This is a genomic window from Kitasatospora sp. NPDC017646, assembly GCF_044329365.1.
Taxonomy (GTDB): Bacteria; Actinomycetota; Actinomycetes; order Streptomycetales; family Streptomycetaceae; genus Kitasatospora.
The window spans coordinates 176,141-190,180 of the sequence record NZ_JBIRJC010000006.1 but is presented as its reverse complement, the minus strand read 5'-3'; the positions used below and the strand labels follow the sequence as shown (position 1 = coordinate 190,180).

The window sequence follows — 14,040 nt, the reverse complement described above, 5'->3', positions numbered from 1 at the left end:
CCGGCCCCTCTTCCCGGCCGGCCCGGGGACGACCGTACACCCGTCCGCGCCGGGTCAGGACGGTACAAGATCCTTGTTGTCGGGAAGTTGTGACGCTCCGTCGGCAGACCGCGCGTGGGCGGCGCGCGAGGGCTTCCGGGCGCGGAGGGTCCGGGTGGACGACCGGTCCGCCCGGTCGGACGTGGTCCGCCCCCGGTTCCTCACGGGGCGCCGGCCCCGCCCCGGACCTCAGCCCGCCAGGCCCGTCAGCCGTTGCGCCACCGCGGCCGGGTCGGGCATCTCCGCGATCTCGACGCTGACCTCGCGGGCCGTCCGGGCCAACGCGGGGTCGGTGAGCAGGCGGTCCAGCAGGGCGGGGCCGATCTCCTCGGCGCCCGCGCTCAGGCCGGCGCCCCGGTCGCGGACCGCGTGAGCGTTGATGAAGCGGTCGGAGCCGTCGGGCAGGGCGAGTTGCGGGACGCCCGCGTCCAGGGCGGCGAGCGCGGTGCCGCTGCCGCCGTGGTGGATCGCGGCGGCGCAGGTGTCGAGCAGGGCCCGCCAGGGCACCCAGCCGTACGCGTGGACGTTGTCCGGCAGGGTGCCGAGGGTGGCGAGGTCGAGTTCGCCGGTGGCCAGGACGAAGTCGGCGTCGACCTCGGCGGCCGCCGCGATCACCCGCTCGATCCTGGTCAGGCCGTCGGTCTTGGGCGGTACGGTGCCCAGCGTCACGGCCACCCGCGGACGGTGGCCGGACGCGGCCAGGGGCTCGGGGAGGGAGCCCTCGCCGTTGTAGCCGACGGGACGCAGCGTGTGGCCGTACGGCTCGGGCCCGGCCATGCTCGGCGGGGCGAGGTCGAGGGTGGCGGCCGGTTCGGGCAGCGGGTCGACGCCGTGCCGGGCGAAGGCGTCCGCCATCTCGGCGAGCATCAGGGCGCGCAGGCCGGGCGTGCGGACGAAGCCCAGGTCGTGCTGGACCGCGGGAACGCCCAGGGCGGACGCCGCGAGGAGGGCCACCGGGAACAGGTACTCGTACACGACGAGGTCGGGCCGCCACCGCGCGGCGAGTTCGACGGCGGCGTCGGCGACCCGGCTGTTGACGTGGGCGGCCAGCGGGACGAAGGCCTCCCGGTCGGCCGCGTTGGTCTCGACGACCCGTCGCATCAGGTCGGGCCGCTCGGTGCGGCCTGCCTCACGGATCTCGCGGCGCCAGTCCACGCCCTCGGCCAGCGGCAGGTACGGCAGCCCGGACTCGGCGACCGGCTCGCCCCCGTCCATCGAGGCCACCGCGACCTCGTGGCCGAGCTCGCGCATCGCCCTGGCCAGCGGGACCAGCGGGAAGAGGTGTCCGACGCCGGGGGCGCCGGCGAAGAGTACGCGCATCGAAGAAACCTCGGAAGTCCGGTGGGAGGGTCAGCCGGTGGGACCGGCGGGGCCGGCCGGTGGGAACCGCAGGCCGGCCGGTGGGAGCGGCGAGGCCGGCCCGCAGAACGGCGGATCGGCCCGCAGGGGGCGGCCGGTCAGCCGGCGGCGCGGTGCAGGGCGGCCTCCAGGCCGTTCAGCACCGCGGTGCAGTCGCGTTGCAGGGTGTCGGCGTCGACGGCGCCCAGCAGGTAGACCCCGAGCCAGTTGCGTGAGCCCGCGGACGGATCGAAGGCGGGCACCGGTCGGCCGGCCGGCATGGCGAAGGCGGGGACGGCCTCGATGGTGCTGCCCGGGGAGAGCATGCTCTGCCAGTCCACGGCCTCGGGGTTCCAGACCGGACTGGTCCGCCACGGCACCCCGGCGGCATCGGCCGGAACGACGGCCACCGAGGCGGCGGCCCGGAGTCCTTCGGTGAGCATGGCCGCGGGGTAGTCGACCCGCTCGCCCAGCAACTGCCGGACCAGCATGCCGATCGGGTCGAGCCCGAACACCTCCTGGACCTGCCTGGTCGTCAGCAGTCCGCCGAACCGGGCCGCGGTCTCGATGACCACCAGCTCGCCGTTCGCCATCAGCTTGAGCTCGGTGTGGGTGCCGCAGTTCTCCAGCCCGAGCGCGTCGACGGCCTGCCGCGAGACCTCCTCGATCCGGCGCTGCAGGGGCACCGCCATGACGGAGGGCGAGGTGCTGGCCACCTCGACGAAGGACGGCACGGTCGGCAGCTTGGCGGTGATGGCCAGCGGGCGGTAGACGCCGTCCGCGACGATCCCCTCCACGCTCACGTAGTCGCCGTAGCCGGGCTGCTCGTACCAGCCCTCGGTGGAGCCCTGGGCGATCTCCTCGACCAGCCGGTCCCGGTCGGTGTCCGGCGCGTAGAGCTCGTTCATGCCGACCCGGCTGCCGGCCCGGAGTCCGCGCTCGATCTCCTCCCAGGCCGGGGCGGCGTCCGCGGCCGACTCCAGCACGATCTGGGCGACCGAGCCCGCGCCCCAGGCCGGCTTGAGCAGCAGCGGGGGCGTGAACCCGGCCAGGGCGGCGTCGAGGTCCGCAAGGCTGTCGACCCGGCGGAACCCGGGGACCGGCACCCCGGCGGCGGCCCACGCCTCCCGCATCAACCGCTTGTCGCGGGCCCGGATGATCCCCTCGCCGGCGCCGGCCAGGCCGAGCCGGCGCGCGGCGTGCGCGACGGCGAGCACCGCGAACTCCGAGAGCGTCAGCACCGCGTCGGCTCCGATGGACTTCGCGTACTCGACGATCAGCTCGACCAGCTCGTCTCCGCGTGGCGCGTCGCTGACCGTCTCGATGCTGGTGCAGCTGGGCCGCCAGAGCTCCTCGGCGGTGGTGGGCAGCGGCGCCAGCGCGAGGACGTGCAGTTCCCCGCAGGCGGCGATGCGCGGGAAGGCGTAGTCGAGCGGGGCTCCGCCCTTGACGTAGACGTACAGGATCCGGTTCACGGTGCTGTCTCCTGGGGAAGTTCGGTCGGTTCGGGGCGCGTTCGGCTCCGGGGCGCGCCCGGCCGGTGCGGTGGCACGCGGCCGGGCGGGCGCCGCACGGCAGCGACGCGCGCGGCCGTGCCGTCGCGCGCGGCCGGTGTCAGCCGGCGGTGCGGAAGGGGCGCAGCTGGAGCAGGCTGATCCGCTCGTCCTCGATCGCCCACTCGACGTCGACCGGGGCCGCGTAGCTCTCGTCGGGCGAGAAGTGCGACTGCAGCAGCCGGCTGATCAGGGCCAGTCGGCCCACGAGGGCCTTGGTCCCGGCGTCCAGGTCGGTGGCGGCGGCGCCCAGCGAGACCGTACGGCTGCCGCCCTCCATGGTGTTGCAGAGGTACTGGAGCGGGGCGCCCTCACCGTTGACCACCTCGGTCACCGAGCGCGGCGAGATGTTGAGGTAGACGCTGCGGAAGTCCCGCGGACTCAGCGGGTCGCAGGTGACCAGGACACCGCCGACGGTGGCGCCGACCTGCTCCTGCACGACCACGCCCATCCGGCAGCGGTCCAGCGGGATGCCGGCCTGCTGCCGCAGCAGTACGGCGCGCGGCGACAGCAGCGAGGCCCAGACCTCCCGGACGGCGTCGACGACCGCGTCCGTGCCGCTGACGTGCGCCACCGACTCGTAGAGCCCGGCGGCGGAGAAGCCTGGCAGGTCCTCGGCGTTGGAGGAGCTGCGGACGACCAGCACCGGTGCGCCGTAGAGGTGCAGGTCGAGGGCCCGGTCGAGCTCGGCGCGGGACGCGTCGGGCAACGGGGTGGTGCGGATCAACCGCTGGGCCTCCCGGCAGAGCCCGCTCGTGTCCGCCGTGCCGTCCCGGAGCGAGGCGTCGAGCCGGTCGAGGACGTCCCGGAGCTCCGCGGAGGAGTCGAGGAAGCGCTGCTGCAGGGAGAACGGCAGCACGATCCCGCGCGGCACCTGGGCGTACTCCTTCACCAGCCGCTGCGCGGCGGCCGTCAGCTCGACGTCGTCGGCGTCCTCGGGGAGGCCGAGTTGCCGGGCGAGGTAGCGCATCAGGTTGTCCCGGGGAGGCCGCGGCACGCGGTAGAAGCCGAGCCAGCGCGGGGACCCGTGCTGCAGCAGGTGGGTGAGCTCGCCGAGGTTGGCCGCCTTGGTGCCGAACCGGACGTGGTCGCCGGCCCGCAGCCCGGTCAACGGCGTGATCGGGGTGGGCATCAGGTCGGGCGGGTCCACGGTGACGCGTTCGGCCCGCGGTGCCGGCGCCGGCCGGTCGCCCGCCGGGCGCGGCGGTGCGGCCTCCAGATGGAGGTCGGTGCCACCGGCCTCGACCCGGTAGCGGACCCAGCGGCCGGCCAGCCCGTCCCGGTCGATCCGCTGGGCGGCGCCGATGCCCACGGCGTTGGGGATCCGCCACCCGGAGGCCATCACGTTGATGTGCGAGAGCGGGGTGGTGTGCTCGGTGTGGATGATGCCGGCCACCCGGGGGATGTCCTCCGGCACCCTGGGCATGACCACGATGTCGTGCCACGCCAGCGGCTCGCCGTCCGCCCGGTACTCCTCCTGGGAGGAGTACACCCGCAGCCGCCCGTACGCCTCACCGGCGTTCAGCGGCACGAACGCGGCCGTCGAGTACAGCTCGTGGGACAGGACGCGGGGTATCTCACTCTCCGGGATGTCCGCGACGTACTCCTCCTGCCGGTGGTTGGCCGGTTTGAGGACCAGCGGCAGCGACGGGTCGATGTGGTCGCGCACCCGGTGGTAGAAGGAGCGCAGCATGTCCCGGTCCATGGTGTCGACGTCGACCGTCTCCAGGGACAGGAACGCACCGGCTGCCCGGCCGTCCGGGTCTTGCGTGTCCGCACCGTGGCGGGTGTGCAGGGCGAGGGTGCCGAGATAGAAACGGCGGTCGGGATTCCGGTAAACATCGTCATTGAACGAATCGAGCCCGCGGGCGAGTTCGTCGATCGACATGCCGAGTATCTCGCACGCGATGTAGCGGACGTGGAGCATGCCGTCCGCACTGTCGATGAAGTGGAGGACCGACTCGGCTCGGTCGAGCACGATTTTCACATAGGGGTAGCCGCCGACCGTGCCGGCGAGCTGGGAGAACTCCTGGGTGGTGAGCTTTTCGCCGGTAAGGCGGGGCCGCGTGGTCGCTTCGTCGCGATCCGAACGGGTCATGCGCACAGTTCAGCCATTCGTCATCGTGGACACGATCGGTGTGCACCAGGTCAGAAGGTGGTACGGCTACAGACACACTGCCATCAAGTCCGAACTTCTGACGAATGATCAGACGACATCAGGCCACTGCGGAGTGTTTCGGCCAGATTAACCACCGCCACAGTGGAACCTTCGGGCCAGGTCATGCCGTGGCAAAGATCACACAATAAAGGGATCCGGTTGATCAAATAGCTCGAAATGCGCTTGAAATGTTGATTCTCGTACGATCTCGCGGGAAGATCCACCTCGGTTGATTATCTGTCATGTTCAGCGCCGAAACGCCGGACCTGCGGGGTTGCGGCGGCCCGGTGCCCAACGAATGCGCGGTTCCTTCAACCCGTTCCGGACGTTCGGGACCAGCCGTCCCGGTGGCTCGTCGGAGGCGAGCTCCGGACCGGGCAGCTCGGCCGGAATCGGGCGGAGCGGGGCCGTCGCCCGGAGCCTGGCCGGCCAGGTCGGAGGTGCCGCGCCGTGCGGTCGCATGCCCGACCCCGTCCGCAGGCGGCAGTGGCTGGTGTGCCGTGATGATTGATGTATGTGTGCACAGGCGGATCACGGACCGGCCGACACCCGCCACCGGGCGTTCGGGGTCGCACCGCCGCACGTCGCGGCGCCCTCCGCGGCCGTCGGACTCCTGCCGCCGACCGGGCGGATGCCCTCCGGCACGCTGACGGACCCCCCGCTCGTGGGGCCGCGGCGGTCCGCTTCGCCCGCTCGGGCCCGGCCCGTTCGCCGCTGTCCGTCGTTCGACCGGGCGCACCGCCACCGGAGCACGCGGTGAGGCTCCCGCGCCGAGGCGGGGCCGACCGGCGGCGTCGGACGGAGCCGGACGGGACGGAGCCGCAGGTGCCCGCCCAGCCCGCCTGGATACGCTGGCTGCCGGTCATCTACGTCGCGACCGTCCTGGCGCTGGAGCCGATCACTCCCGTGCGGTGGCCGGTGAGCTTTGTGCTCATCGCCCTGCCCGTGGTCGCCGCCTTCGCCCACGGTCCCGCCTTCGTCGCCGCCGTCACGGTCTTCGCCATGGTCTTCGAAGGCGTTCTGGCGGGCACTCCGTGCTGTGCGGGCCGCGACGTGGGTTACCTGTGGGAGCGCCACTACGTGGCCACCTACTTCTCCACGGCACTGGTCGGGATGCTGGGCGCCCTTCTGGCCGCCCACCGCACACGCCGGGAACGCACCCTGGCCACCGTACGCTCGGTGGCCGAGACGGCGCAGCGCGTGCTGCTGCGTCCGGTCCCCCACCTCCTGGGCCGCATCAGCATCGAAACCCTGTACCTCTCGGCAGCCGCGGAGGCCCGGATCGGCGGCGACCTCTTCGAGGCGATGAGCACCTCGCACGGTGTGCGCCTGCTGATCGGCGACGTCCGGGGCAAGGGCCTGCTCGCGGTGGAGACGGCCGCGGCGATGCTGGCCGCCTTCCGCGAGGCCGCCCACGACGAGCCCGATCTGCCCGCGATAGCGCGTAGATTGGAGCGGAGCATGAGCCGCCGGGCCGCCCAGCTCCCCGGCGGCGAGGAACGCTTCATCACCACTGTGCTCGCCGAGATTCCCAGTGACGAGCCCGTGGTCCGCATCGTCAACTGCGGTCACCCCCCGCCGCTGCTCATCGACCAGGGCCGGATCAGCGAACTCGTCCCGCGTGATCCGTCACCGCCTCTCAACCTCGGTGTGCTGCTCGGCGGCGACTACCACGTCGACGTGGAGCCCTTCCGTCCGGGCGACCAACTGCTGCTGTACACCGACGGCGTCACCGAGACCCGCGATCGCACCGGAGCCTTCTACCCGCTCACCCAGCGTGTCCGCGACTGGACCGCCCTTTCGCCGCGCGAGCTTCTGAACCGCCTGCACCGGGACCTGGTCGCGTACAGCGGTGCCGGCCTCGACGACGACATCGCCGTGCTCGTCGCGCACCGGCTCCCGGACGGGGAGGAGCCGGGCCCGCACGGCGACAGCGCCCTGGACGAGTCGGATGGCGGAGCTCGACGGCAGCGCCGACGGCGCGGGGCGGCGCTGGGCCGCCACCTCGCAGCAGCCCGTCTCCGACGGCCGCACTGACGCGACCTGACACACGGACCGCGTCAGCACCGCCCTCGCTACCTGCCCCAGATCGTCCGGTACGCCAGGCGGTAGCCCGCCGGGTCCCAGGAGGTTGCTCCGCCGCTGTCGGCGGCCGTGGAGATGTGGACCGGGGCGGCGTAGCCGCTGGCGGGCTGGTGGGAGAAGGCGCGGTTGAACTCGTCGACGATCTGCCAGCCCTGCTCGGTGAGGGGCTCGGGAACGGTGGCGGCCTGGAACTGCCTGCTGTTGATGCGCTGGAAGGCCGAGGGGTCGCCGTCGCCCGCGCCGATGTTGTACGGGGCGGCGTTGCCGGGCCTGCCCGCCGCGCGCAGGGCGGGAGCGGCGTCGGCGAAGTACAGGTCGTTGATGGCGACGGAGTGCGTCCACTGGCCCTGGAAGCGGGCGAGGAGGGCGGAGACCGCCTGGGGGGTGCGGCTGGTCGCGTCCGGGATGGGGATGTTCTCGGAGGCCAGCAGCCTCACGCCGGGGCAGCTGGCGAGTTCGTCCTTGATCAGCTGCGACTTGTTCCTGGCGAACGGGACGGAGTCGTCGGTGAAGACGACGACTCCGGCGTTGCCGTTGGACTCCGCGATGACCCAGTCCGCGCTGAGCCGTGCGACGTCCCCGACGCTGGTGGTGACGTTGCTGAAGAGCGGGGGGTTCGTGCTCGGCCCCGGGGCCGCGACCGCGTGCCAGCCGATGAGCGGGATGTGTGCCGAACCGGCCTGCGCGACCTGCTGTGCGGTCAGACCCGGGTCGAAGCCGCCGATGACGATGCCCGAGGGTTCGAGGTTGACCGCCTGGCCGAGCGCCGCCTGGATGCCGGCGGGCGTGCCTTGCCCGTCGATCACCCGGACGCTCCAGCCGATGACCGTCGCGGCTTCGATGACGCCCTTGGCGACCCCCACGACGCCGGGGTTGGTCATGGTCTGGGCAACGTAGACGATGGTCCTGCCGGGAACCGCCCTGGGGCCGCTGGTGGGGCCGTTCCAGGGGGCGTCGCCCTGCTCGGCCTGCTGGACGCCCGCCTTCGCCCTGGCGAGGGTGGCCGCCGGGCAAGCGGCCCTCGACGGCCCTGCCACGGGAGCCCCGGTCCCGCTCGACAGGCCGCGCTGGCAGCCGTCCAGGGCGGTACCCGCCGTTGCCAGCACGACTGCTGCCAGCACAGCCGCGGCACCGCGCTTCATGGCGTGTCCCGGGAGGCCGTCACGTCCGTCGACGGCGGCGTGACCGAACCGCGGGTCCCGGCGCCACCGGCCCGCAGTCGACGGCGTGCGGAGTAGCCGGCCAGGCCGACGGCGAGGAGCAGCGTCGCCCCGTTGAACAGCGGCACGGCCCAGAAGTCGGCGCCGAGTTGCCCGATGCCGGCCAGACCGATGGCGAGGACGGCGACGGCGACCACGGTGCCCAGGGCGTTGGCGCGACCGGGTTTGACGGCGGTGGAGCCGAGCAGCGCGCCGACGAACGCGGGCAACAGGTACTCCAGGCCGACGCTCGGGTTGCCGATCTGCTGCTGCGCGGCGAGCAGGACACCCGCGAAACCGACGACCAGGCCCGATCCGGCGAAGGCGTAGACGCTGTAGCGGCGGGTGGGGATTCCGACGAGTTCGGCGGCCCGCAGGTTGGAGCCGATGACGTACAGGTACCGGCCGAGCGGCAGCCGCTCCTGTAGCAGCCACAGGACGGCCGCGAGCGCGAGCACGTACGAGGCGGACACCGGCAGTCCGAGAAATGTGGAGTCGTAGAGGTCGGTGAAGGCGACCGGCAGGCCGCCCGGCCCGGGGAGGACCCGGGCGCCGCCGGTGATCCAGCCGGTGAAGGCGTACAGGATGCTGCCGGTGCCGAGCGTGGCGATGAAGGAGTCGATCCGCCCGAACTCGACGATGACGCCGTTGAGGGCTCCGAAGGCCGCTCCGCCCAGGATCACGGCCAGGCAGGCGAGCGGCCAGGGCCAGTCGCCGTCGACGACGAGCCGCAGCACCACGACGTGCGCGAGACCGAGGCCGTAGCCGATGGACAGGTCGAAGTTGCCGGTGGCGATGGGGATCGTCGCGCCGAGCGCGAGGATGGCGGGGATCGACTGGTTGGCCAGGATCGAGGAGACGTTGTCGAGGGTGGGGAAGGTGTTCGGCCGCGCGAGGGAGAAGATCAGGAACAGCAGGACGGCGAGGACCGGCAGGCCGTAGCCGCCGATCAGGTGTCCGCGCCGACGGTGCTGCGGGGGTCGGCGGGAGCGGGGCTCGCTCATCGGTCCGTGCGCGTGTCGCCGTCACCGTCGGTGACGGGCGGCATGGCCGAGGCGGCGGAGGTGAGCTCGGTGACGGTGAGGGCCGCGCCGGCCAGCTCCGCGGTCACGGTCCCGCGGACGAACACCAGGGCACGGTGGCACACGGTGGCGACCTCCTCGAAGTCGGTGGAGATGAGCAGGACCGCGAGGCCGTCGGCCAGCGCCCGGTCGAGCAGGCGGTAGAGCTCGGCCTTGGCACCGACGTCGATGCTGGCGGTCGCCTCCTCGAGGACCAGCAGCCGCCGGTGCGCCCGGAGCCACCGGCCGACCATGATCTTCTGCTGGTTCCCGCCGGACAGCGTGGCGATCGGTGCCTCGCTGTCGCGGGGTTGCACCGAGAACCGCTCGATCAGGGCGGCGGCCTGGGCCCGCTCGCGCCGGGGGCTGATCCAGTGCAGCGCCGACCGGCTGCCCGCCCGGGGGTTCGCCAGGAAGTTCTCGCGCACCGTCAGTTCGGCGGCGCACCCCTCCTGCCGGTTGCCGGTGACCAGGCCGACGCCGGAGTCGACGGCATCGGCGACCGTGTGCGGGGCGTACGGTCGGCCGTCGAGCAGGGCCCGTCCGCCGAGGATCGGACGGGATCCGGCGAGGGCGCGGCCCAGGTCGTGGTGGCCGGCGCCGGTGACGCCCACCATGCCGAGGATTTCACCGGCGCGCAGTTCCAGGCTGACCGGCCCGGCGTCCGGGGTCCGCACTGCGTCGAGGCTCAGCACCACCGGGCCCTCGGCAGGGGCGACCGGGGCGGCCCGGCGGCTGACCGGTTCGCGGCCCACGATGTCGTGGACCAGGCGCAGGCGGCTGTGGCCGGCGAGCGGGCCGGAGCTGATCAGACGGCCGTCGCGCAGGACGGCGAAGGCGTCGGCGACCTGGTACACCTCGTCGAGCCGGTGGGTGACGTAGACGATGCCGTGCCCTCGGTCGCGCAGGGCGCGCAGTACGGCGAAGAGCCGGGCGCAGTCCGCTGCGGGGAGGCTGGCGGTCGGCTCGTCCAGGACGATGAGCTCCGCCCGCGTCGCCAGCGCGCGGGCGATGGCGACCAGCGAGCGCTCGGCGGGGGCGAGGTCGGCGATGCGCGCGTCGGCGTCGAGGTGCCCGGCGATCAGGGCGAGGGCGTCGGCGCAGCGCTCCCGGGTCCGCCGCCAGGAGACCAGCCCGTGACGGCGCGGGTAGCCGGCGACCAGGGCGATGTTCTCGGCGACCGTCATCCACTCGACGAGACCGAGGTCCTGGTGGATGAAGGCCATGCGACGAGCGGCGGCCTCGGTGCCGAGCGGGTGCCCGGCCACCGTCACCTCGCCCTGGTCCGCGTGGTGGATCCCGGCGAGTGTCCGGATGAGGGTGGACTTGCCGGCGCCGTTCGGACCGAGCAGGGCCAGGACGCTGCCGCGACGGATGTCGAGGTCGATCCCGGCCAGCGCCGGAGTGCCGCCGAACCGTTTGCCGAGACCGCGGATGCGGACGAGTGGGCCACGGCGCGGGGGTGGACCCGCCAGGAGATCGGAGGTGTGGTGCATGGACCACCGTTCCTACCAGCTCGGCCCGGCCGCCGTGGTGTCGACGCGCCACGGCGGCCCGTTGAACTCCGGAGGGCGGGTGATGCCCGGAGGCCGGGTCATCCGATTTCGGGAATGTCGGCGAACTGGTTCTCGGAGAAGTGGCTCTCGAAGAGGTCGGGGACGCCGTCGGACGCCTCCAGGGCGCATTCGGCCCAGATGACCTTGCCCCTGGACGTGTAGCGGGCGCCCCAGGCCTGGGTGAGCTGGGCGACGAGGAACAGGCCGCGGCCGCCCTCGTCGGTGGTGGCCGCGTGGCGCAGGTGGGGGGCGGTGCTGCTGCCGTCGGAGACCTCGCAGATCAGGGTGCGGTCGTGGATCAGACGGACCTGGATGGGCTCGGTGCCGTAGCGGATGGCGTTGGTGACCAGCTCGCTGAGCAGCAGCTCGGTGACGAAGGCGACCCCCTCCAGCCCCCAGTCGCTCAGGCGGCGGGCGGCGGCGGCGCGGATGTCGCCGACGCGGGCCGGGTCGGCGGGCAGGTCCCAGGTGGCGATCCGGCTGGGGTCGAGGGCGTGGGTGCGGGCGACGAGCAGCGTGACGTCGTCGGCCGGGTGCTCGGGTACCACGGCCTCCGCGACCGTGCGACAGATGTCCTCGGGTGAGCGGTTCGGGTGGGCCAGGGCGGTGCGCAGGCGGTCGAGGGCCGCGTCGGGGTCGCGGCGGTGGTCTTCGAGGAGTCCGTCGGAGTAGAGGATCAGCTGACTGCCTTCGGGGAGGTGCAGCTCGGCGGTTTCGAACGGCAGGCCGCCCAGGCCGAGCGGGGGCCCGGCGGGGAGGTCGGGGACGGTGACCGTGCCGTCCGGGTGGATCACCGCGGGTGGCGGGTGACCGGCGCGAGCCAGCGTGCAGCGCTGTGAGGTCGGGTCGTAGACGGCGTACAGGCAGGACGCGCCGATGATGCCGTCATGGCCGGTGGCGGGCTCCGTGCCGTCCTCGTCCCGGTCCAGGCGGCCCACGAGGTTGTCCAGGTGGGTGAGGAGCTCGTCGGGGGCGAGGTCCAGTTCGGCGAAGTTGTGCACGGCGGTGCGCAGACGGCCCATGGTGGCGGCGGCGTGCAGTCCGTGGCCGACGACATCGCCGACGACCAGGGCGACCCGGGCGCCGGAGAGGGGGATGACGTCGAACCAGTCCCCGCGCACCCCGGACTCGGCGGGCAGATAGCGGTGGGCGACGTCGAGGGCGCTCTGCTCGGGCAGGCTGCGTGGGAGCAGGCTGTGCTGCAGGGCCAGGACCATGGCGTGTTCGCGGGTGTAGCGGCGGGCGTTGTCGATGCAGATGGCGGCGCGGGTGGCGAGCTCCTGGGCCAGCGAGCGGTCGTCGTCCCCGTAGGGGGCGGGGTTCCGGGCGCGGTAGAAGCCGGCGATGCCCAGCACGACGCCGCGGGCCAGCAGCGGGACGGTGATGAGGGAGTGGACGTCGTGCGCGAAGAGACGCTCGGCCGCCTCGCGGTCCTGCGAGATCCAGCCGGCGGCCTCGCGCAGATCGGGTTCCAGCACCGCCTGCCCGCTGGCCAGGCAGCGGCGGTGGGGCGTGGTGGGGCTGAGGTCGACCCGCCCGCCGACCGGGTAGAAGGGGCAGTCGGTGCGGATGCCGTGGACCACCGTGCGGTGCAGCTCGCTGACGGGGTCGCTGGGCTCCTCGCCGCGCAGGACGGTCTCGGGCAGGTCGATGGTGACGTAGTCGGCCAGCCTCGGGACGGCCATCTCCGCGAGTTCCCAGGCGGTCCGGGTCACGTCCAGGGTGGTGCCGATGCGGGTGCTGGCCTCGGACAGCAGCTCCAGGCGGCGGCGGGCCGCGACGGCGTACTGTCCCACGCCCGGCTCGCCCAGCAGCAGCAGCCTGGTGGCCCCGCCGGGCCCGGGGGCGCACGGCGTCTTGTCCCCGCGGTCCGGTGCGCCGACCTCCGGCGGCCGGAGCGGTGGGACGGCGGCGGTCATGGTGGGCTCCTGGACGCCGACCGGCCGACCGGCCCGGTCGGGGGCGGCGGGCCGGGGCGGCGAGTCGCCGTGCAGGACCGCCTCGATGACGAAGCCCTCCACCCCGGACGGGCTGGTCACCGGGCGGCTCAGCAGGGTGACCAGCCGGCCCCGGGAAAGGGTCACCTCGACCGCGGCACGGCGGGCCGAGGAGATCAGCTCGGCGGCCATCTGTTCGAGCAGTGTCCGGTCGTGCCGGTCCAGCCCGCTTCCCAGCTCGTCCAGACCGACCGGGCGCCCGTCCTCGGCCGCCTGGTCGGTCTGGGCGCGGCGCCAGGAATCGAGGTACGCGCGCAGCAGGGTGCGCTCTCGCGCCGAGCTCTGCGCCAGCAGGCGCCGCTCGATGGCGGTGGCGGCCCTGCGGATCAGGTCCACCATCTGCGGGTCCGCGTAGACGGGCGGATAGCCGAAGCAGAGGATGCCCTCGATCCGTCCGCTGAGGGGGTCACGGACGGGAATAGCCGTACAGGCGTTCGACTGGCCACGCTCGGCGAAGTGCTCGGCTCCGGAGACCTGGATGAGCCGCCGCTCCGTGAGCGCCAGCCCGATGCCGTTGGTCCCGCCGTACTGCTCGGCGAACACGAAACCCGGGGTGCTCTGGTTCGCGGGCAGCTGCCCGACCATGGACGCATCGCCGAAACGGCGCTGCAGCACCACCCCGTCCGCGTCGGTCAGGGCCACGTTCATCCGGCTGCCGGCGAACCTGGATGCCAGCCGGTCCAGCACGGGCCTGGCCGCGCGAACCAGCCGGCCGTCCAGATCGATGTCCGGCCGGTACGGTAGCTCGGACCCGCACGGGGAGACCCCCATCGACTGGCAGCGTTGCCAGGAGTTCAGGATCAGACTCCGCACGCCACCCTCGACCGGTTCACCGAGCATGAACCGCTCACGGGCCCGTACGGGGCCGACCCCCGCCGCATCCGAAGCTGTCATGGCCGCCACAGCGCTCACATCTCCACGGAGCTGCACCCTTCGATGCAATATTAGGACTTTGCCCGCTTTGCGGTGTTCGCCGCCGGATCGCGCGCGCTCCCCGAGCACGGTGGCGGTACCGCGACCGTCACCGCATCATCGGCAGAGCGGGGGTCGGGTT

8 protein-coding genes are annotated in these 14,040 nt (G+C 73.2%); 1 reads left to right on the top strand and 7 read right to left on the bottom strand.

Annotated features, from left to right (window positions below):
• Positions 1-228 precede the first annotated feature (228 nt).
• From ACH4J0_RS12950 to ACH4J0_RS12940, 3 genes are all read right to left on the bottom strand, one after another.
• The gene (locus ACH4J0_RS12950) at positions 229-1,359 is read right to left on the bottom strand and encodes a nucleotide disphospho-sugar-binding domain-containing protein (RefSeq protein ID WP_396239264.1); all 1,131 of its coding nucleotides are present in this window, start codon (positions 1,357-1,359) and stop codon (positions 229-231) included.
• 137 nt (positions 1,360-1,496) lie between these two features.
• Entirely contained in the window at positions 1,497-2,852 is a 1,356-nt protein-coding gene (locus ACH4J0_RS12945) for an acetyl-CoA carboxylase biotin carboxylase subunit family protein (RefSeq protein ID WP_396239262.1), read from the bottom strand.
• Positions 2,853-2,991: 139 nt separating this feature from the next.
• A complete protein-coding gene (locus tag ACH4J0_RS12940; protein ID WP_396239260.1) occupies positions 2,992-5,028 on the bottom strand; it encodes a PEP/pyruvate-binding domain-containing protein in 2,037 nt (678 codons plus the stop codon).
• A gap of 885 nt (positions 5,029-5,913) precedes the next feature.
• On the opposite strand from ACH4J0_RS12940, the gene ACH4J0_RS12935 reads away from it, so the two are divergent.
• Positions 5,914-7,125 (top strand): PP2C family protein-serine/threonine phosphatase, encoded by a 1,212-nt coding sequence (locus ACH4J0_RS12935; protein WP_396239258.1) that lies wholly within the window; start codon positions 5,914-5,916, stop codon positions 7,123-7,125.
• Between the two features lie 38 nt (positions 7,126-7,163).
• Here the strand turns inward: ACH4J0_RS12935 and ACH4J0_RS12930 are convergent, their stop codons facing one another.
• From ACH4J0_RS12930 to ACH4J0_RS12915, 4 genes are all read right to left on the bottom strand, one after another.
• Positions 7,164-8,315: a substrate-binding domain-containing protein gene (locus ACH4J0_RS12930; protein ID WP_396239256.1), complete on the bottom strand. Its 1,152-nt coding sequence runs from the start codon at positions 8,313-8,315 to the stop codon at positions 7,164-7,166.
• Positions 8,312-9,376 carry an ABC transporter permease gene (locus ACH4J0_RS12925; protein WP_396239253.1) on the bottom strand — a complete coding sequence of 355 codons (1,065 nt, stop codon included), beginning with the start codon at positions 9,374-9,376 and terminating at the stop codon, positions 8,312-8,314. The genes ACH4J0_RS12930 and ACH4J0_RS12925 overlap by 4 nt, the downstream gene beginning before the upstream one ends.
• Entirely contained in the window at positions 9,373-10,929 is a 1,557-nt protein-coding gene (locus tag ACH4J0_RS12920; RefSeq protein WP_396239251.1) for a sugar ABC transporter ATP-binding protein, read from the bottom strand. Before ACH4J0_RS12920 ends, ACH4J0_RS12925 begins: the two co-directional genes overlap by 4 nt.
• Positions 10,930-11,027: 98 nt before the next feature.
• Positions 11,028-13,880 carry a SpoIIE family protein phosphatase gene (locus ACH4J0_RS12915; protein ID WP_396239249.1) on the bottom strand — a complete coding sequence of 951 codons (2,853 nt, stop codon included), beginning with the start codon at positions 13,878-13,880 and terminating at the stop codon, positions 11,028-11,030.
• Between the last annotated feature and the right edge of the window lie 160 nt (positions 13,881-14,040).

What these genes read in the sequence shown, in the direction of transcription:
- ACH4J0_RS12950 (WP_396239264.1), bottom strand. Translation starts at nt 1,359, where the DNA reads ATGCGCGTACTCTTCGCCGGCGCCCCCGGCGTCGGACACCTCTTCCCG.
- ACH4J0_RS12940 (WP_396239260.1), bottom strand. Translation starts at nt 5,028, where the DNA reads ATGACCCGTTCGGATCGCGACGAAGCGACCACGCGGCCCCGCCTTACC.
- ACH4J0_RS12930 (WP_396239256.1), bottom strand. Translation starts at nt 8,315, where the DNA reads ATGAAGCGCGGTGCCGCGGCTGTGCTGGCAGCAGTCGTGCTGGCAACG.
- ACH4J0_RS12925 (WP_396239253.1), bottom strand. Translation starts at nt 9,376, where the DNA reads ATGAGCGAGCCCCGCTCCCGCCGACCCCCGCAGCACCGTCGGCGCGGA.
- ACH4J0_RS12920 (WP_396239251.1), bottom strand. Translation starts at nt 10,929, where the DNA reads ATGCACCACACCTCCGATCTCCTGGCGGGTCCACCCCCGCGCCGTGGC.
- ACH4J0_RS12915 (WP_396239249.1), bottom strand. Translation starts at nt 13,880, where the DNA reads ATGACAGCTTCGGATGCGGCGGGGGTCGGCCCCGTACGGGCCCGTGAG.